14 protein-coding genes and 1 pseudogene are annotated in these 17,935 nt (G+C 56.4%); 10 read left to right on the forward strand and 5 right to left on the reverse strand.

The genetic code is table 11. The features are described from left to right. Window positions 1–42: 42 nt before the first annotated feature. Window positions 43–1,725 (forward strand): annotated as a pseudogene (locus tag ABUK12_RS14840) (ATP-binding protein); the annotation flags it as partial. Window positions 1,726–1,767: 42 nt separating this feature from the next. On the opposite strand, the gene ABUK12_RS14845 reads toward ABUK12_RS14840, so the two are convergent. After that, window positions 1,768–1,992 (reverse strand): hypothetical protein, encoded by a 225-nt coding sequence (locus tag ABUK12_RS14845; RefSeq protein ID WP_410012589.1) that lies wholly within the window; start codon window positions 1,990–1,992, stop codon window positions 1,768–1,770. Between ABUK12_RS14845 and ABUK12_RS14850 the strand changes: the two genes are divergently transcribed. Further along, window positions 1,991–2,818: a helix-turn-helix domain-containing protein gene (locus ABUK12_RS14850; protein ID WP_410012590.1), complete on the forward strand. Its 828-nt coding sequence runs from the start codon at window positions 1,991–1,993 to the stop codon at window positions 2,816–2,818. The two genes, ABUK12_RS14845 and ABUK12_RS14850, sit on opposite strands and share 2 nt — an antisense overlap. Before the next feature lie 9 nt (window positions 2,819–2,827). On the opposite strand, the gene ABUK12_RS14855 is transcribed toward ABUK12_RS14850, so the two are convergent. Both ABUK12_RS14855 and ABUK12_RS14860 read right to left on the reverse strand, forming a co-directional pair. Continuing rightward, window positions 2,828–3,259, reverse strand: coding sequence for a hypothetical protein (locus ABUK12_RS14855; RefSeq protein ID WP_410012591.1), 432 nt, complete (start codon window positions 3,257–3,259; stop codon window positions 2,828–2,830). Between the two features lie 28 nt (window positions 3,260–3,287). Beyond that, window positions 3,288–3,908: a response regulator transcription factor gene (locus tag ABUK12_RS14860; protein WP_410012592.1), complete on the reverse strand. Its 621-nt coding sequence runs from the start codon at window positions 3,906–3,908 to the stop codon at window positions 3,288–3,290. Window positions 3,909–4,273: 365 nt separating this feature from the next. On the opposite strand from ABUK12_RS14860, the gene ABUK12_RS14865 reads away from it, so the two are divergent. The 7 genes from ABUK12_RS14865 to ABUK12_RS14895 all read left to right on the forward strand — a co-directional run bounded on the left by ABUK12_RS14865 (window position 4,274) and on the right by ABUK12_RS14895 (window position 11,504). Next, entirely contained in the window at window positions 4,274–4,972 is a 699-nt protein-coding gene (locus ABUK12_RS14865) for a GntR family transcriptional regulator (protein ID WP_410016657.1), read from the forward strand. Window positions 4,973–5,292: 320 nt separating this feature from the next. After that, complete coding sequence (locus ABUK12_RS14870; protein WP_410012593.1) at window positions 5,293–6,180, forward strand: ABC transporter substrate-binding protein; 888 nt, start codon at window positions 5,293–5,295, stop codon at window positions 6,178–6,180. A 105-nt stretch (window positions 6,181–6,285) separates the two neighbouring features. Next, window positions 6,286–7,335 (forward strand): ABC transporter substrate-binding protein, encoded by a 1,050-nt coding sequence (locus ABUK12_RS14875; protein WP_410012594.1) that lies wholly within the window; start codon window positions 6,286–6,288, stop codon window positions 7,333–7,335. After that, on the forward strand, window positions 7,332–8,252 hold the full coding sequence (locus ABUK12_RS14880) for an ABC transporter permease (RefSeq protein ID WP_410012595.1): 921 nt from the start codon (window positions 7,332–7,334) through the stop codon (window positions 8,250–8,252). The genes ABUK12_RS14875 and ABUK12_RS14880 overlap by 4 nt, the downstream gene beginning before the upstream one ends. Further along, on the forward strand, window positions 8,249–9,055 hold the full coding sequence (locus ABUK12_RS14885) for an ABC transporter ATP-binding protein (RefSeq protein WP_410012596.1): 807 nt from the start codon (window positions 8,249–8,251) through the stop codon (window positions 9,053–9,055). The genes ABUK12_RS14880 and ABUK12_RS14885 overlap by 4 nt, the downstream gene beginning before the upstream one ends. Further along, on the forward strand, window positions 9,055–9,936 hold the full coding sequence (locus tag ABUK12_RS14890; RefSeq protein ID WP_410012597.1) for a carbon-nitrogen hydrolase family protein: 882 nt from the start codon (window positions 9,055–9,057) through the stop codon (window positions 9,934–9,936). The genes ABUK12_RS14885 and ABUK12_RS14890 overlap by 1 nt, the downstream gene beginning before the upstream one ends. Window positions 9,937–9,959: 23 nt before the next feature. Next, window positions 9,960–11,504 (forward strand): amidohydrolase family protein, encoded by a 1,545-nt coding sequence (locus tag ABUK12_RS14895; protein ID WP_410012598.1) that lies wholly within the window; start codon window positions 9,960–9,962, stop codon window positions 11,502–11,504. 255 nt (window positions 11,505–11,759) lie between these two features. On the opposite strand, the gene ABUK12_RS14900 is transcribed toward ABUK12_RS14895, so the two are convergent. Together ABUK12_RS14900 and ABUK12_RS14905 are read right to left on the reverse strand one after the other, a co-directional pair. Next, the gene (locus ABUK12_RS14900; RefSeq protein WP_410012599.1) at window positions 11,760–13,640 is read right to left on the reverse strand and encodes a group II intron reverse transcriptase; all 1,881 of its coding nucleotides are present in this window, start codon (window positions 13,638–13,640) and stop codon (window positions 11,760–11,762) included. 613 nt (window positions 13,641–14,253) lie between these two features. Next, entirely contained in the window at window positions 14,254–14,814 is a 561-nt protein-coding gene (locus ABUK12_RS14905) for a single-stranded DNA-binding protein (RefSeq protein WP_410012600.1), read from the reverse strand. 260 nt (window positions 14,815–15,074) lie between these two features. Between ABUK12_RS14905 and uvrA the strand changes: the two genes are divergently transcribed. After that, the gene (gene uvrA / locus ABUK12_RS14910; RefSeq protein WP_410012601.1) at window positions 15,075–17,930 is read left to right on the forward strand and encodes an excinuclease ABC subunit UvrA; all 2,856 of its coding nucleotides are present in this window, start codon (window positions 15,075–15,077) and stop codon (window positions 17,928–17,930) included. Window positions 17,931–17,935: the final 5 nt, after the last annotated feature.

A 17,935-nucleotide genomic window follows, 5' to 3' on the forward strand; every position in this document is an offset into this window, starting at 1 on the left:
AGCCGGGAGAAACACGGCGATGGCGGCGGTTTCCCCGCGGGGGTTTCCTTTAGGCAGGCCCAGGAAAACCAGGATCTGCAAAGCGTTATCATCGCCTCAAGGGCATTATCCGAGGAAATCGATCTCGGCCGGCTGATTCATATCCTGATGAAAATGACGCTGGAGCACGCGGGCGCCCAGCGCGGCCTGCTGATCAGGGTGATCGCCGGTTCGCCGGTTATCGAGGCGCGGGCCGACATCACCGTCGCCGGCGTAAACGTACAGGTGGTCAAGGCCGCGCCGGTGGCGGCAGATCTGCCGGTATCCATGCTTAACGCCGTCATTCGCACCGGCCAGGAAATCCGCCTGGGCGCGCCGGGGGAGTTCAGCCCGTTCAGCCACGACCCCTACCTGATGGCTTCCGGCGCGGCGGCGCTGTGCGTGCCCATGTTTAAACAGGCCCGGCTGGTGGGGGTGCTCTACCTGGAAAACCGGCTGATGCCTGATGCCTTTACCGCCGAACATTCGAAGGTCATTGCGCTGTTGGTGGCGCAGGCCGCCATCTCCATTGAAACCGCCACCCTGTACGCGGAATTGCTCGAGGAGAATATCCAGCGCCGTCGCGTCGAGAACGAGCTGCGCACCAGCCAGACCTCATTAATGCTGGGGGAAAAGATCAGCCACACCGGCAGCTGGCGCTGGGAAACCACCCAGGAAACGCTGGAAATATCGGCCGAATTCGCGCGTATATTCGGTTTGGATGAAGAGCAGCAGGCTATCTCCTATACCGCCTATATCGGTTTTGTCCACCCCGATGACCGAAACCGGATACTCAACCAGATCGACTATTGCCTGGGTAAAGGATTGTCCATGCAAGCCGAGTATCGCATCGTCAGGACTGACGGCACTGTTCGCTACGTGGCGGGAATCGGCGAGCCGATCCTGGCCTGCGGCAATGCCCACGAGTATTTTGGCACCATAACCGATATCACCGCCCGCAAACAGGCCGAGGACGCGGTCAGGGCCGCGCAGGCCGACTTGGCGCGTGTGGCGAGGGCCACGACGGTCGGGCAGCTCACCGCCTCGATTGCCCATGAAATCAACCAGCCGCTGATGTCCATCGTGGCCAACGCCGGCGCCAGCCTGCGCTGGCTGAACCGCGACCCGGCCAGGCTGGATAATGTCCGCACCGGCCTGGAGGATATCATTGCCGAAGGCAAGCGCGCGGGAGAAATGATCCGCAGCCTGCAGGCGCTCACCCGCAACGCGCCGCCCCATTTTGCCCCGGTCGATTTGCACCATACCGCGCATCATATCCTTACCCTTTCCCATAGCGAACTGGAAAGGCGCCGGATTGCCATCGAAGATAAGCTATGGGCCGATGCCTTTATCGTCTATGGCGACAGCGTGCAAATCCAGCAGGTGCTGCTTAACCTGGTGATGAACGCCGCGGAAGCCATGGCGGACGTGGATGACCGCCCGCGCATCCTCACCTTGTCCTCCGTCAATCCGGCGCCGGGCAAGATAACCTTCGCCATGGCCGATACCGGTATCGGCCTGAGCGACGAGGTCAGGGCGCGGGTATTCGAGTCTTTTTATACCACCAAGAAGCAGGGCATGGGCATGGGGCTTGCCATCAGCCATGCCATAATCGAAAACCACCGGGGGCAGATGGCGGCGTCACAGCGCCATCCCCACGGCAGCTGTTTTTCGTTCACCCTGCCTGCGCTGCCCACCGGCGGTTAAAGGCAAAACCAGGCCGCGCCGCGGCGGCGTTCGCCCTAATGGCTAAATTCCGAATCCCGCCCCGGCGCCCCGGGAAAGGGTCGCCAGCCGGGTATTCTGTGGTTTACTGTGGGTCTGCAGCGATCCTTGTTGTTGCGTGCGCCGCGTGCGCAGTCTAAGCCGACGACATTCACCGGGAGCGTAAAAAATCGATACCATCACCTCGCCAGTCAACCCGCTGGCCACCGGCGCGGCGCGGCTGGTCGTCAGCCGCCATAGGGAAACCATGCCGCCGGAACACGCGCCGGTTATCGCCATTCCCCATCACGAAGCATTTTCCGTTATCGTGCAGCTGCGGGATTTTGCCTCGCACCGACTCTGGCATGACGGCCGCCTGGTCCACGCGGGCGGACACGCGCAGCAGGCCGTCGCGATTACCAGGCTTACCGAGGACTGGCGTTGCCAGCATTTGAGCGCCTTTGATAACGTACGATTTTTAATTACCCGCCAGGCGCTGGACGAATTCACCTATGACAGCGGACAAAAGCGCATCGGTCATTTTGACTGCGCTCCCGGTGCGCTGGATCCGGTGATTTATCATCTGGCACAGGCGCTGATCCCGTTATTGGGTCAACCCGGCGGCATGCATGATTTTATGTTTGATCATATCTCCCTGGCGCTGTTTGCCCATATTGCCGAAGTCTACGGCAAGGCATCCCAGGACTGGACCCGGCAAAAAGGCCGGCTGGCGCCCTGGCAGGAACAACGGGCCAAGGATTTTATGCTGGAAAACCTGGCGAAGGGCGTTTCACTTGAATTGATTGCCCGGGAATGCGGCCTGTCCCGCGCGCACTTTGCGCGCAATTTCAAAAATACCACCGGCACTTCCGCCTGTGTCTGGCTGCAAAACATGCGCATCCGGAAAGCGCTGGAACTCCTGGGCGCCAGGCAACAGACGCTGACGGAGATCGCGCTCGAATGCGGTTTTACCGACCAAAGCCATTTTTCACGGGTATTTAAAACCTTTACCGGCACATCGCCGGGTTATTGGCAACGCACCCAGGGCGGCAGCCTGGCCGTACCGACGGCGCCATGGCCCCCGGAACAGCCCTGAGCCTATGCATCATGCCGGCGCATTACCCGGCGCGTCTGACGTATCATTGGCTAAAAACAGAAGATGACGCAGCGCCCCGTGCGCCATCGCCACCTCGGTGGATTCCTGCAGCGCGGCGATATATTTTTTAGCGAATTCCGTGTCGTTTTCCGGCCCGAGGGCAAGTAAACGCTCAATGACGGTTTTATATGACAGGACCGTTGCGGCATTGATGTCGTCCGGTTCATCCAGCCGTTCGTCCAGTTCCACCAAGATCTCCGACAGGCGCCGGATCCAGGCAAACTGCGGATGGCTGCTCACCAGTTGCAAATGCTCAAACGGGCCGCCGATCGGGCCGAAACGCGCCGTTTCCAGGTCAATCAAGGCCTTATGCAGCTTACGTAATGAGGTTGAAACGGTTTTGAGGCTGGCGCGATAATCGCCATTGACATGCTCCGGCATAATGATGTTCCTCATAAGAAGGGAAGCGTTAACGACTTTGTGATTTAACAATATGCAGCCGTTCCGCCGCCCGCACCAGATCGGCCAGGGAGCGGGTCTGCATTTTTTCCATCACCCGCCGTTTATGGACCTTGGCGGTAATTTCACTGACGCCCAGCGCCGTGGCGATTTGTTTATTCAGCAGGCCGCCGATGGCCAGTCCCAGGACTTCGCGCTCCCGGGGCGTCAGGGTTTGATGCCGTTGGGCCAGGCTTGACTGCTCGCTCACGAACGAGAGGTTTTTTTCCGCCGCCGACAGCCCCTCGCGCACGGCGTTGAGCAGGTCTTCCGCGTCGATCGGTTTGGTTAAAAACTCGCAGGCCCCGGCCTTCATCGCCCGCACCGAAAGAGGAATGGTGCCAAACCCGGTGATAAAGATAATCGGCAATTCCCTGCCCGTTTTTTCCAGCGCGGCCAGGACCTGGAACCCATCCGCCACCGGCATGTTCATATCAAGGATCAAGCAACTGGGGAGCGGGCCAAAATGCTGGTTCAGGAACATCTCCGCCGAGGCAAAATCGGCAACGTTAAAGTCTTCCGACTGTAGCAGCCGAACGATGGCTTGTCTTACCGCATCATCATCGTCAACAACATACACAATATGATCCATGGCATGGTCCTATTATTGATACGACGCGTGTCTACGCTTCGATAATCCCTGGAAGGCCGCTGCCGATCTTGTAAAATAGTACGATTTTTTAACGAAACAAGTGATATTAGCCAACAATCGCCGGACAAAGGAGGGTAATTCAAGGATAGTAACCCAGGTTACCAATGTCATCACGCTACGGCCGTACTGTATCGTCCGTATAGACTGATAAACATAATTAATTTTAATGTTTAACAATTTATCTTGTAGACATATACATATTGATGTCATGATTGTTATAAATAGATATTGATATTACATTCCGCCACAGGTAGGAGGCTGAGTTATTTAACATGGCCAGAGCGAAACGCCCGATAGATGAAAATATGCAGGCCGCGGCTACGCTATGTGCCAGGGATCGCAGCGCGGTATATGAGAAATTAATGAATGCCATCTCGGAACACCGCCTGAAGCCCGGCACCAAGCTTACGGAAGAAAAGCTGGCGTCCATTTTTAAGGTATCCCGCACCGTAGTTAGAGAGGCTTTGCAACAAATGGCTTTTGAGCGCGTGGTGGAAATCCTGCCCAACCGTGGCGCTTTTATTGCCAGCCCCACCATTGCGGAAGCGAAGGAATTTTTCCAGGCCCGGCGCTATGTCGAGGTTCCCTTACTGGAAAATATATGTCAGCGTGTGACCGCGCAAGAAATCACGCTGCTGCGCCAGCACGTTAAACAGGAAGAAAAAGCCAGGCATTCAGGCGATCGTCGCAAGATTGTGCGCTTGTCCGGCGAGTTTCATGTGCTGCTGGCCTCCCTGGCGGGAAACCGTTTCCTTGAAAGAACGGTACGCGGCCTGCAGTTATTGACGTGCTTGACTATCCTGCTGTATGACACCCCCACGGACGTCACCTGCCAGCACAACGAGCATGAACGGCTGGTCGATGCGGTAGAGGCGCGGGACAGCATGCGCGCGCAAAAACTCATGTTGGATCACCTGCTGGGGATCGAAAATTCGCTTCATCTGGAAGAGCCGGAAGAAGAGGAAGACGATCTGGAAGAGATCCTGCTCGGCACGGGAAACTGAATTTCTTATATCTGGCCCATGCGGTCCGGCAGCCCCGATGTCCCCACACCCTTTACATCCAACGGTTTTCCCCTGTAGAAAGAGCGCTTTAGGCGCTCTTTTTTTCACTTTGTATTTTCCTTTCTTTTTGCCCGCAAAACGCTATATATAAGAAATGCATATCACGAAAATAAAACTGATGAACAATTTAAATAATTATTGACTTCAATTTTGCATGATCTTATTGTCAAATTTAATCCATATCCTCTGCCGCAACTATATCGACGCCATTTCGCCGCAGGTGATTGTTGACAATCTTTAATAATTTTGTGGAGCACCGGATGTCTGAACTGGTATTGGCTCATGGTGAAGCGCTTTCCAACCTGCCGTTATTCGTGGCGCAGGCATGCGGTTACTTTCGCGAACAGGGATTAACGGTAACGGTGCCGGAACTCAGCGGCACGGCGTCAACCATCGCCTTGCTCAGAAGCGGCGCGGCGCAGATTGGCACCACGGGATTTACCCAGCCGCTGAGCGATTTCAGCGCGGCGGATCCGCTGCGCATTATCGCCGGAAGCGGCGTTGGCGGCATGGCGGTAATGATCCATCCGGACAGCGTGGCCGCGGCGCCTTCTGCCCTGCGCTTCGGTACCTTCTTCGAGGACCCGATGGAAGTGTTGCTGCACGATACGATCACCCATTACCGCGGCGCCTGGCAACACAGCGATATTCGTTATTTCGACACCTTGCACCAGGCGATTACCGCCATGCAGCGGCGTGAAATAGACGCCTGCACTTTTATCGAGCCGGTGATTAGCCAGCTCGAAATGCTGGGTTTTCAAAAAATGTGCGACGCCGCCGAAGTGTGGGGAACCGGTTACCCCGATACCGTATTGGTCACACGCCAGAGCTTTTTACATCAATACCCGGATGTGGTGGATGCGGTGATAAAGGCCCTGTTGCAGGCGGAAACCACGATAAAGGCGGATCCGCAGGGCGCCCTGGCAAGCGTAACCCGATTTTATCCCGGCGTTCCCCCGGCGACGATGATGCAAGGCTTGGCGCGGCAGCCGCCGCAAATCGATATTCGCCCTCTTGCCGGCGCCATTATCAGCCGGTTCCAGGCGCTGGCGGCGATGGGCAGGCTGGCGCCGCCGGAGAATCCGTATTCCGTACTCGATTTCAGCCGGTTATCCGCCCTGCTGGCGCAAACGGAATATACGCACTAATACGCGGCTTCGCCTACCACCAGGCCGCGACAGCCATCCACTGGACATTATGCCTTGCAGGCAGGGGTTCGTTCGCTCTTTTATCAACACCAGGAGACAAACATCATGTCAACAAAACGGGTTTTTCCGCGGCTTAATGGCTTTGATATCAATCGCCGCCATTTCCTGAAACACAGCGCGCTGGCGGCCGGCGGCCTGGCGTTGGGCAAATACCTTATCAGCACCCCCGCCCTGGCGGCGGATATCACCACCTTTAAGGCCACCCATGGGACGGGCTTATGCAACTGTCCCTTCTTCCTGGTCAAGGAACGCGGGCTGGCGAAAAACGTCGCGCTGGATTTTGTCACCACGCCGACTAACGCCGATATAGCCGCCTTGTTCGGCGCCGGGCTGGTGGATGTGACGGTAGTCCCCTACACCAACTTTATTACGCTTTTCGCCCAGGGCGCGCCAATCAAGATCGTCGCCGGCTCAGGCGTGCAGGGCTGCGTAATCGTCAGCCAGCAGGGCATCGATTCCGCCGAAAAGCTGCGCGGCAAGACGCTGGGCACCTTCCAGGCGGATACGCTGGAAATGCTGCCTTATGACTACCTGAAAAAAGCGGGCATGGGCTTTGCCGACGTCAAAGTGCGCTACTTCGGCACCTCTCCGGAACTGGCCCAGGCGTTTATCAACGGCAATATCGACGCCATGTGCCATATCGAACCTTATGCTACCCAGGCATTGCAGGCGCGCCCTGGCGCAGTACGGCTTTCCGACGGCGTCGACATCTATGGCAAGAACTATAGCGATTGCGTGCTGGCGGTACGCTCCTCCGTGCTGGCGGAAAATCGCGAGGCGGTGAAGGCGCTTATCAAGGGCATGATGATCGGCCAGCATCAGGAAGAGACCGACCGCGCCTCGGCGGTCAAGGATACCGTGGGCAAATATTTCAAGACCAGCTACGAGGCCACCCTGGACGCCGCCGCCAAACAGCCGGCGATGATAGACCAGCGGCAGAACCAGGATTTTATCCTGCAGCGCGCCAATAACCTGAAAGAGCTGCGTTACATCCAGAAGGTACCAGGAACGGATATCTTCGACTGGTCATTGCTCAATGAGGTGATTAAGGAAAATCCCGACTTGTATGGTTCGCTGGAGCTGAAAAGCGCATGAAGGTGAATACCCTGCGAAAGCCGGTAAAAGCCGCCGGTGTTTCACCGGTCGAGATCATTCCTCCGATAAGGAAAACCCGCCGCCGCGGCTGGCCGGCGTTTTTCTCGCGCCTCGGCTGGGGCGTGGCTTCCGTCGCCCTGTTTGCCGGGATCTGGGAAGCGTGCTGGGCTTTTGGGGGATTAAATCCGCTGTTGTTGCCGCCGCCACATATCTTCCTGGCGAATTTTGCCCAGCAGGCGCAATACTTTATCCCAATCGATGTGATTGGCCAGGTCACTAACGACACCGCCTTATTGTCGTTGGGAAAAACCATTCTCGCCACGGTAGGACGCGTGATGGCGGGGCTGGCTCTGGGTTTCATCCTGAGTTTGGTGTGTGGCCTGGCTATTTGCTATTTCCGTCTGTTCGGCAAGTTGGTATTGCCGACCATCACCCTGCTGGCGCCTATTTCGCCTATCGCCTGGCTGCCGGTGGCCATTTTTATTTTCGGCATCGGCAATCCGCCGGCGATTTTCATGGTGTTTATTTCACTGTTTTTCGTCATGACGGTATCCACTATCAGCCAGATTGAGAGCGTGAGCAAAACGCATCTCAACGTGGCGGCGGTCATGGGCGCCAGCCGGGCGCAAACCTTCCGTTACGTCATTATCCCCGCCATCCTGCCCGCGTTATTTTTCGTACTGCGCATGAACCTGTTCGGCGCCTGGATGATTGTGCTGGTGGCTGAGGCGACAGGCGTTGGCAGCGGGTTGGGGCAAATCGTCATGCAGGCGCGCAATACCTTCAATTCCAGCCTGTCGTTTTTCACCATGACCATCATCGGCATTACCGGATTTGTTTTCGATCTGCTGTTGCGCTATGTGCAGAAAAAGCTCCTTTACTGGGTACCTGACAACCGCGCCGGAGGCCAGAAATGACGCAAAATACCCTCCCCCAGCCGCCGCTGATTGATTGCAATAGCGTGGGCAAAGTCTGGACCGACGCGCAAGGCGGCGCTGTCGTCGCGCTGAAAAATGTCGATTTGCAGGTGGCGCGCGGAGAGTTTGTCGTGCTGCTTGGGCCCAGCGGCTGCGGTAAAAGCACCCTGCTGTATATGATAGCCGGGCTGGAATCGGTCAGCGAAGGCTCAATCCGCTGCGGCGGCGCCGAGGTATCGCAACCGGGCACCGATCGCGGATTTGTCTTCCAGGAAGCGTCGCTTTATCCCTGGCTTTCGGTTGCGGAAAATGTCGCCTTCGGCCTGAAGATGCAGGGTATGTCGAAAGAGCAAAGGCTGAAACGGGCGCAGTCCATCTTGCAAAACGTCGGCCTCGCCGATGCCGCGCAGAAACGGCCCGATCAGTTATCCGGCGGCATGCGCCAGCGGGTGGCGATGGCCAGGGCGCTGGCGCTGAATCCCGAGGCGCTGCTGCTGGATGAACCCTTTGCGGCATTGGATGTGCAAACGCGGGCGAAGATGCAGGACTTCCTTATCCGCATATGGCGTCAAACCGGCGTATCGATGATTTTTGTCACCCATCATATTGATGAAGCCGTGGCGCTGGCCGATCGCGTGGTGGTCTTTACCGCGCGTCCGGGCGGCATCAAAGAAATCATTCCCATCGATCTCCCGCGGCCGCGCGACCCCAAAAGCCCCCTGTTTCATCAGCTCAGCGACCATCTTATCGATTTGCTGCGCGATGAAGTCGATCGCGCCTTTGCCGAACAGGAGGTGGGCTGATGATATCACCCTACCTGCCGGTGGCCGCGCTGCAAATGCCGCCGGGCGGCGAAGATTTGGCGCTTAATCGCCGGCAGCTGGAGGCGGCCATTACCCGCGCCGCTCAAGCCGGCGCACGGCTGGTGGCGCTGCCCGAGCTGGCGCTGACGCCCTATTTTTGCGCCGCGCCGGCGGAAAAATATCGCCACTGGGCCGAATCCGTCCGGGGCGAGAGCGCCGGATGGTGCGCGGCGCTGGCCCAGCGGCTGGGATGCGCTATTTTATTGCCGCTCTATGAGCACGATAGCCAAACCGGCTGTTACCACAACGCCGTTATCGGTTTTGACCGCCTGGGGAAAAGGCTGGGCGACGGCGCCCTGGCCAGGAAGCTGCATTTGCCGGCCAGCGACTATCCGCCGCCCGGCTATGACGAGGCCGCGCATTTCACGCCGGGCGACGGACTGCAAAGGTTCGCTATTGAAGGCTGGCGCTGTGCGATTTTGATCTGTTATGACCGCCGCTTTCCTGAATGCTGGCGCGCGCTGCGCCAGGCGGGGGTTGAGGTGGTCATTGTTCCCGTCGCCGGCAGCGGCGGCGACGACGCAGCCTTCTTCCTCGGCGAATTGCGTACCCATGCCAAAGAGAACGGTCTGATAGTCGTTTGCGCCAATAAAGTGGGCGAGGAATGGCTGGACGGAATAGCGACGGATAATTACGGCGAGTCGTGCGTGATCAACGCCGACGGCACGCTGCTGGCACACCGCCCTCGCCGCTTGGGCGCGGGGGAAGTGAACGCGACGCTGGATTACCGGCAACTCAGTCAGCTTCGTCAGCAAATGCGCTATTTCAACGATCGGCGCGACGATTTGTTTGGGCCCGTGCCGCATGGTTGGGTGCGTTAATTTTACAGCTACAGGATATCCTTATGTCTGAGTCACTGATATTAGCAGGCACGCTGATCCAGGGGATCGGCGACGATGGTCGCCCGATCGCGGTGGAACGGGGCGCGCTTTACCAAAAAGACGGTGTTATCGAGGACATCGGCAATGCCGATGATTTGATCCATAAATATCCCCAGGTCCGCCGCTACGGGTCCATGCAACACGTGCTGATGCCGGGATTTGTCAACAGCCATCATCATGTGGGCTTAACCCCGCTGCAGTTGGGTTCGCCCGATTATGCGCTGGAACTGTGGTTTGCCAGCCGCATGGGCGCGCGCGAGGTGGATTTGCGGCTGGATACGCTTTATTCCGCTTTTGAGATGATCGCCTCCGGCATCACCACCGTACAGCATATCCACGGCTGGCGGCCCGGCACGCTGGAAACGATACACCAGGCGGCCGGCGCGGTGCTTGCCGCCTACCGTGAGATAGGCATGCGCGCCTCCTACAGCTTCGCGGTGCGCGAGCAGAATCTGCTGGTCTATGAAGCCGATGAACGGTTTGTGGCCCGCGTGCCGGCTGAAATCCAGCCGCAGTTGGCTGCTCATTTGAAAAAACAGCGGCTGCCGCTGGGCGATCACCTCAAGCTGTTCCGCATGCTGGCGGCAGATAATAGCGGCCAATCGCTGACCCGTATTCAACTGGCGCCCGCCAACCTGCACTGGTGCAGCGACGAAGGGTTACAGGCGATCAAAGCGGAGGCGGATAACGCCGGCGTGCCGATGCATATGCATCTGGTCGAAACCGCCTACCAGCGGGAATATGCCCGTAGACGCACCGGCATCACGGCACTGGCGCACCTGCACAAGCTGGGCCTGCTGGGACCATCGCTGACCCTGGGACATGGCGTTTGGCTGAACGAGGCCGATATTGAACTGGCGGCGGCGACGGGAACCTGCGTTTGCCATAACTGCAGTTCTAATTTGCGCCTGCGCAGCGGCGTCGCGCCGCTGAACGCCTTCCGCCGCCATGGGCTGACCGTCGGCCTGGGGCTGGATGAGGCGGGAATTAACGAAGATCGCGATATGCTGCAGGAGATGCGTCTGGCGTTGCGGGTGCATCGCGTGCCCGGCATTGAGGACGATGAAGTGCCGTCCTGTGGGGAAATCGTGCGCATGGCCACCGAGGGCGGGGCAAAAACCACCCCCTTTGCCGGACGGATCGGCCGGCTGGAGCCGGGAAAACTGGCGGATGCGGTGCTGTTCGATTGGCAAAGTATCACCTGGCCGTATCAGGATGAGGATATTCCCCTGCTGGATGTGCTGGTGCAGCGGGCGCGCGCCAAGGATATCGAGAGCGTATTCATCCAGGGCGAGGAAGTCTGCCATCGGGGGCGGTTTACCCGGGTCGATCGCGCCGCCGTGCTCAATGATATCGCGCAAAAGCTGGCCGCGCCGCGCAGCGCGGACGAGCAGGCCCGGCGCGAGCTGGGCAAGGCCGTATTCCCGCATGTAAAAGATTTTTACCGCGATTATCTGGCGCAGGAAACGCCGCGCGCACCGTTCTACGCGCCGTCGTCCCGTCGCTAGCAGGATACATTCCGCCGCCACACGTCATGACGGCCAGTGGCGGATTTCATCAGCGGATATCACGTCCCCCGGTTCGGCTTAGCGCTGAGTGACGGCGAAAATACAAAACCCCCGCGATGCGGGGGTTTTAAGCCTGGATGTGGCAAGATGGGCTGGGTAGCTAGTTGGGTAGGGTACGTGCGTCCTGACGGATTAGCCGTTACCCCCCCACCGAACCGGACTTGCACATTTCTATGCATCCGGCTCTCCATTGGATCAAACAAAGCTTCTTCGGTCTGGCAGTGTTCCTCTGTGAAGGTTGACGTGACAGATCCGGCAGATCACTAATGTTTTCCTGTTACGGGCAATCATCAGCGTCTTCCAGTTATCTGTACCCGACTTGATATCCTTAAGTTTCCTCACATGGTGGACTTCAAAAGGGCCGGTTCTGGTACCGCAATATTCACATTGGCATGCAGCCATCCTGTCCAGCAATTCAGTTCTGCCAGAATATTTATACGTATTCGGCAATATATCCGGTGAACTGTGTTTGGGCGCACTCCTGTTTTTGAGTCTAAATACCTCCAACTCATATACCTTTCCATTACGATTTTCCCGATAAACATACCTGCCATCCGCTTGCCTTAACCGCCGCGCGATTTTGGTGCGAGATATCCGATGCTTACCTGCCAGCGTCTTATAAAGACTGTTTTCCCATATCCAATGCAACTTATTGAGATAGAGAACGGGGGCAAGATTGTAGTAATTCGCGTAGCCGCGCATTTCAGCGTTGTACTGACTAATGATTTCATAGTCAGACATGTGCATCATTGCTGGCCGACCAGCACTATTACCATATCCGCCATCGTAATTCCCATAGCCACGTAGAGAGCAGAATTTCAGGATTCTTTCCCTCGGTACACCCAGATGGACGTGTTCCGTTATCGTACGTTTTACCGCATGAGTTTTACTTCCATCTGTATTAAGCCCTACAACACATTTGACCTGTTTTCTTTCACGGCGTGTTTTTATTTCATAACCGAGAAAAGTGAATCCTTTCTTTGGGTCAATAATGCCGGATTTTTCCTTTGATATTTCCAGATGAAGTTCGGATTCAACAAAATAGACAACCTCTTCCATTATCTTTTTTGCCTCACCTTTACTTCCTATCACTCCAATCAGAAAATCATCAGCATATCGAACATACCGCATTCTTTTGAATTCAGTATCATCCATAATAACACTGGATAGTGTGCGCAATTGTTTCTCCAGTTCATCCGCTTCCTGTTTCCACTTTTGGATTTTCTGCTCATCAGCAGGCATTCCTGAAGCGCCGAAACCTTGCCTGATCCATTTAATACGATTTGTCCGGTTTTGTAGTGCTCTTCTGTATATGGGATTGGGTTTCCTCCGTCCTCCTTTGCCGAATTCGGTGATTCTATTTTTCATAAATTCATCAAGCTCGTGGAGAAATACATTGGCAAGAATAGGGGAGATAATGCCACCTTGTGGTGTTCCGCTATGAGTGCCAAAGTAACGCCAGTTGTCCAGATAGCCAGCTTTCAGGAACTTCTTGAGAAGCGCCAGAAATTTGTTATCAGCGATCCGCTTGCTCAGGAATTTCAGCAGCAGATCGTGGTCAATGTTGTCGAAGTAACCTTTGATATCAACATCACATACCCATTTTGTTCCTTTCCAACCGTTTCTGATTTCTTTTAATGCAGAATGACAGGAACGCTTAGGCCTGAATCCATAGCTCCAGTCGCTAAAAACCGGTTCATAGATTTCTTCCAATAACATTCTCATTACTTCCTGTATTAATTTATCGTCTCCGGTTGGAATACCTAATGGACGTTTCTTTCCATTCGGTTTTCGGGCATCTTTGGGTATGTGCGTGCGCTTACAAGGTTTGGGTATGTACGAACCGGACTCTATGAGGTGAATAAGACTAATAATCCTGTCCACACTCATTCCATCCATCGTATTGTTATTTATTCCTCTCGTCATGGCTCCCTGATTAGAATAAATATTAGCATAGGCCTGTGCCCAAAGATCTTTATTACTGCACATAATTTTATGCAGTTTCTTGATCTTATAACCTTGTATACTGGCTTTGTTTATACCATTTAGAGCATTGAGTGTTCTCTGTGATAGCACTGACTATCGAACCCCGCTTCTATTAGTATAGATCCAACTGACTCCCTTCCCCTTACGAATATAGTTTCACTGATAATTACTTATCAATTTATATATATTTTTCAGATTGGTTAGCCAATTGCGACTCCATTACAGAGCTACGTTGGGTACTACGGAGTCTCCGTTACCATATTGGTTAATTACTTAACCAACTTAGGTAATCCCGTATTTCTTTGTAGTCAAGGTGCATCCCACTTAGGTTTCACTTACGTTCAATTACCACTCTCACCGAGCAGGTGCCAACATTGTTGGATATAGTAACCTTCTAAAAATAATTACTATAAATATTGGTATGACTCCTAAATAACCGTGAGCCATCGATATCCCGAAACCCACTATGAACTATGATTCAACCAATCAGGCTTAACCATATGGGATTTGCAATGGCTGGCGCAAAGTAGGTTATTTCCCCGCAACCAGCCTTTTCCTGACATGCTACACTCCCCTCCCTCTTTCGAGGTTCAAACCCATTACTGGGTAAGGATAAGTCAGGCTTGCAATAGGCACTCCAACAGCCTATGATTAATTCAATAACTCGAATTAACCACTTGATTTACAAAGCAAAACGGCACACCTAAAACGGGATATCGTCGTCAAAATCCATCGGCGGCTCATTGCCCGCGGCCGGCGCATTGTTCTGCGCGGCGGGACGACTGGCCGCGGGCGCCGCCGGCGCCGCGCCGCCCGGATTGCCGCTGAACTGCGCGTTGCCGCCCTGCGGCTGCTGCGGCTGGCCCCAGCCCTGCTGGCCGCCGCCCGCGCCGGCACCCGCCGCGCCGCCGCCCTGGCGGCCGCCCAGCATCTGCATGGTGCCGCCGACGTTCACCACGACTTCGGTGGTGTAACGTTCCTGGCCACCCTGATCGGTCCATTTACGCGTTTGCAACGCGCCTTCGATATAGACCTGCGACCCTTTTTTCAGATATTCGCCGGCCACTTCCGCCAGCTTGCCGAACAGCACCACGCGATGCCATTCCGTTTTTTCCTTGGTCTCGCCGGTCTGCTTGTCGCGCCAGCTCTCGGAAGTGGCCAGAGTCATATTGGCCACGGCGCCACCGTTCGGCATGTAGCGGACTTCCGGATCCTGGCCCAGATTTCCGACTAGAATCACTTTATTAACGCCTCTGCTGGCCATGTCGACTCTCCTGATAAGATGTTTTACTTAAACGTTTACGTAAGTGTAATCGGTAAAGTTTACCACGCAAATGCCCAAAGGACACGGCTGAAAATCATTGCGGCCGCGATCGCAGTCCGATGAATGCAGAGTTCAGCGTTACAATCAATACTGGATATTCGTTCAGCTTTTTTTGTGTCATAATTGTCCGTTTCGCGCCAGGTGTGTCGTTGCAGGCATCACCGGCGGCAAATATTCATCCGGTGTCGGGATTAAGTTGAATGGATAAGATCGAAGTTCGGGGTGCGCGTACCCACAATCTGAAAAACATTAGTCTGATTATTCCCCGCGACAAGCTCATAGTGATTACCGGCCTGTCCGGCTCCGGCAAGTCCTCGCTGGCGTTCGACACCCTGTATGCCGAAGGGCAGCGCCGCTACGTCGAATCGCTGTCCGCTTATGCCCGCCAGTTCCTGTCGCTGATGGAAAAACCGGATGTCGACCATATCGAGGGGCTGTCCCCCGCTATTTCCATCGAGCAGAAATCCACCTCGCATAACCCGCGCTCAACCGTCGGGACGATTACCGAAATCCACGACTACCTGCGCCTGCTGTTCGCCCGCGTCGGCGAGCCGCGCTGTCCCGATCACGACGTGCCGCTGGCGGCGCAAACCGTCAGCCAGATGGTGGATAACGTGCTGTCACAGCCGGAGGGCAAGCGCCTGATGCTGCTGGCGCCGATCGTCAAAGACCGCAAAGGCGAGCACAGTAAAACCCTGGAAGGCCTGGCCACCCAGGGCTATATCCGCGCCCGCATCGACGGCGAAGTATGCGATCTCTCCGATCCGCCCAAACTGGAACTGCAAAAGAAACACACCATCGAAGTGGTGGTCGACAGGTTCAAGGTGCGCGAAGATCTGGCCCAGCGCCTGGCGGAATCGTTTGAAACCGCGCTCGGCCTGTCAGGTGGCACGGCGGTGGTGGCCGAGATGGACGGCGGCGATGCCGAGGAGATGCTGTTTTCGGCCAACTTTGCCTGCCCGATCTGCGGTTATAGCATGCCGGAGCTGGAACCCCGGCTGTTCTCATTTAATAACCCGGCCGGCGCCTGCCCCACCTGCGACGGACTGGGCGTGCAGCAATACTTCGATCCGGAACGTGTATTGCAGAACGAGGAAATCTCGCTGGCGGGCGGCGCCATTCGCGGCTGGGATCGGCGCAACTTCTACTATTTTCAAATGCTGCGCTCCCTGGCGGACCATTATAAGTTCGATGTGGAAGCGCCGTTCAATGCGCTGGACGCCTCGGTACAGCAAAAAATCCTGTTCGGCTCCGGCAAGGAAACCATTGAGTTCAGGTATATCAACGATCGCGGCGACAGCTCGGTCAGGCGCCATCCTTTCGAAGGCGTGCTGCCGAACATGGAGCGCCGCTATAAGGAAACCGAATCCTCGGCGGTGCGCGAGGAACTGGCGAAATATATCAGCAACCGGCCCTGCGCCAGCTGCGGCGGCACCCGCCTCAGGCGCGAGGCGCGCCATGTGTTTGTGGAAAACACCACCCTGCCGACCATTTCCGATATGGGCATCGGCAATGCGCTGGGGTTCTTTGATGAGATGAAACTCAGCGGCCAGCGCGCGCAGATTGCGGACAAAATCCTCAAGGAGATCCGCGATCGGCTGAAATTCCTGGTGAACGTGGGCCTGAACTACCTCTCGCTGTCCCGCTCGGCGGAAACCCTGTCCGGCGGCGAGGCGCAGCGCATCCGCCTGGCCAGCCAGATCGGCGCCGGCCTGGTGGGGGTGATGTATGTGCTGGACGAACCGTCCATCGGGCTGCACCAGCGCGATAACGAACGCCTGCTGGAAACGCTTATTCATTTGCGCAACCTCGGCAATACGGTGATTGTGGTCGAACATGACGAAGACGCCATCCGGTCGGCGGATCATATTATCGATATCGGCCCGGGCGCGGGGGTGCACGGCGGCGAAATCGTCGCGGAAGGCACCGCCGAGCAGATCATGGCCAATCCGGCCTCGCTGACCGGCCAGTTCCTAAGCGGCAAGCGGGAAATCGCCATCCCCGAACACCGCATACCGGCCGACCCCACCAAGGTGCTGAAGCTTATCGGCGCCCGGGGCAATAACCTCAAGGATGTTACGCTGACCCTGCCGGTGGGCCTGTTTACCTGCATCACCGGCGTCTCGGGTTCCGGTAAATCGACGCTTATCAATGACACGCTGTTCCCGGTGGCGCAGCGCCAGCTCAACGGCGCCACCACCACCGAGGTCGCCCCTTATCGCGATATCCAGGGTCTGGAACATTTCGATAAGGTCATTGATATCGACCAAAGCCCCATCGGGCGCACGCCGCGCTCCAACCCGGCGACCTATACCGGCGTATTCACGCCGGTGCGTGAACTGTTTGCCGGCGTGCCTGAATCCCGTACCCGCGGTTATACGCCGGGGCGTTTCAGTTTTAACGTGCGCGGCGGACGTTGCGAAGCCTGCCAGGGCGACGGGGTGATAAAAGTGGAAATGCACTTTCTGCCGGATATATACGTGCCCTGCGATCAGTGCAAAGGGCAGCGCTACAACCGTGAAACCCTGGAAGTGAAGTATAAGGGTAAAAATATCCACGAGGTGCTGGATATGACCATCGAGGACGCCCGCGAGTTTTTTGACGCGGTGCCCGCACTGGCGCGCAAGCTGCAAACCCTGATCGACGTGGGCCTGTCCTATATCCGGCTGGGCCAGTCGGCGACCACGTTGTCCGGCGGCGAGGCGCAGCGCGTGAAGCTGGCGCGCGAACTGTCGAAACGCGGCACCGGGCAGACGCTGTATATCCTTGACGAACCCACCACCGGGTTGCATTTTGCCGATATCGAACAGCTGCTGGCGGTACTGCACCAGCTGCGCGATCAGGGCAATACCATCGTGGTTATCGAGCATAACCTGGACGTGATTAAAACCGCGGACTGGATTGTCGATTTGGGTCCGGAAGGGGGCAACGGCGGCGGCGAAATCCTGATCTCCGGCACGCCGGAAACGGTGGCGGCCTGTGAAACCTCGCATACCGCGCGTTTTCTCAAGCCGATCCTGGCGCGCAAACATCATCCGGTAACCTCCGTCGGGTGATGGCG

This window comes from Sodalis sp. C49 (assembly GCF_046352915.1).
Lineage (GTDB): Bacteria > Pseudomonadota > Gammaproteobacteria > Enterobacterales > Enterobacteriaceae > Acerihabitans.

Excerpts from the sequence above, each read along its gene's own strand:
- ABUK12_RS14850 (WP_410012590.1), top strand. The coding sequence starts at position 1,991 with ATGCCGCCGGAACACGCGCCGGTTATCGCCATTCCCCATCACGAAGCA.
- ABUK12_RS14845 (WP_410012589.1), bottom strand. The coding sequence starts at position 1,992 with ATGGTTTCCCTATGGCGGCTGACGACCAGCCGCGCCGCGCCGGTGGCC.
- ABUK12_RS14855 (WP_410012591.1), bottom strand. The coding sequence starts at position 3,259 with ATGCCGGAGCATGTCAATGGCGATTATCGCGCCAGCCTCAAAACCGTT.
- ABUK12_RS14860 (WP_410012592.1), bottom strand. The coding sequence starts at position 3,908 with ATGGATCATATTGTGTATGTTGTTGACGATGATGATGCGGTAAGACAA.
- ABUK12_RS14865 (WP_410016657.1), top strand. The coding sequence starts at position 4,274 with ATGCAGGCCGCGGCTACGCTATGTGCCAGGGATCGCAGCGCGGTATAT.
- ABUK12_RS14870 (WP_410012593.1), top strand. The coding sequence starts at position 5,293 with ATGTCTGAACTGGTATTGGCTCATGGTGAAGCGCTTTCCAACCTGCCG.
- ABUK12_RS14875 (WP_410012594.1), top strand. The coding sequence starts at position 6,286 with ATGTCAACAAAACGGGTTTTTCCGCGGCTTAATGGCTTTGATATCAAT.
- ABUK12_RS14880 (WP_410012595.1), top strand. The coding sequence starts at position 7,332 with ATGAAGGTGAATACCCTGCGAAAGCCGGTAAAAGCCGCCGGTGTTTCA.
- ABUK12_RS14885 (WP_410012596.1), top strand. The coding sequence starts at position 8,249 with ATGACGCAAAATACCCTCCCCCAGCCGCCGCTGATTGATTGCAATAGC.
- ABUK12_RS14890 (WP_410012597.1), top strand. The coding sequence starts at position 9,055 with ATGATATCACCCTACCTGCCGGTGGCCGCGCTGCAAATGCCGCCGGGC.
- ABUK12_RS14895 (WP_410012598.1), top strand. The coding sequence starts at position 9,960 with ATGTCTGAGTCACTGATATTAGCAGGCACGCTGATCCAGGGGATCGGC.
- ABUK12_RS14905 (WP_410012600.1), bottom strand. The coding sequence starts at position 14,814 with ATGGCCAGCAGAGGCGTTAATAAAGTGATTCTAGTCGGAAATCTGGGC.
- uvrA (WP_410012601.1), top strand. The coding sequence starts at position 15,075 with ATGGATAAGATCGAAGTTCGGGGTGCGCGTACCCACAATCTGAAAAAC.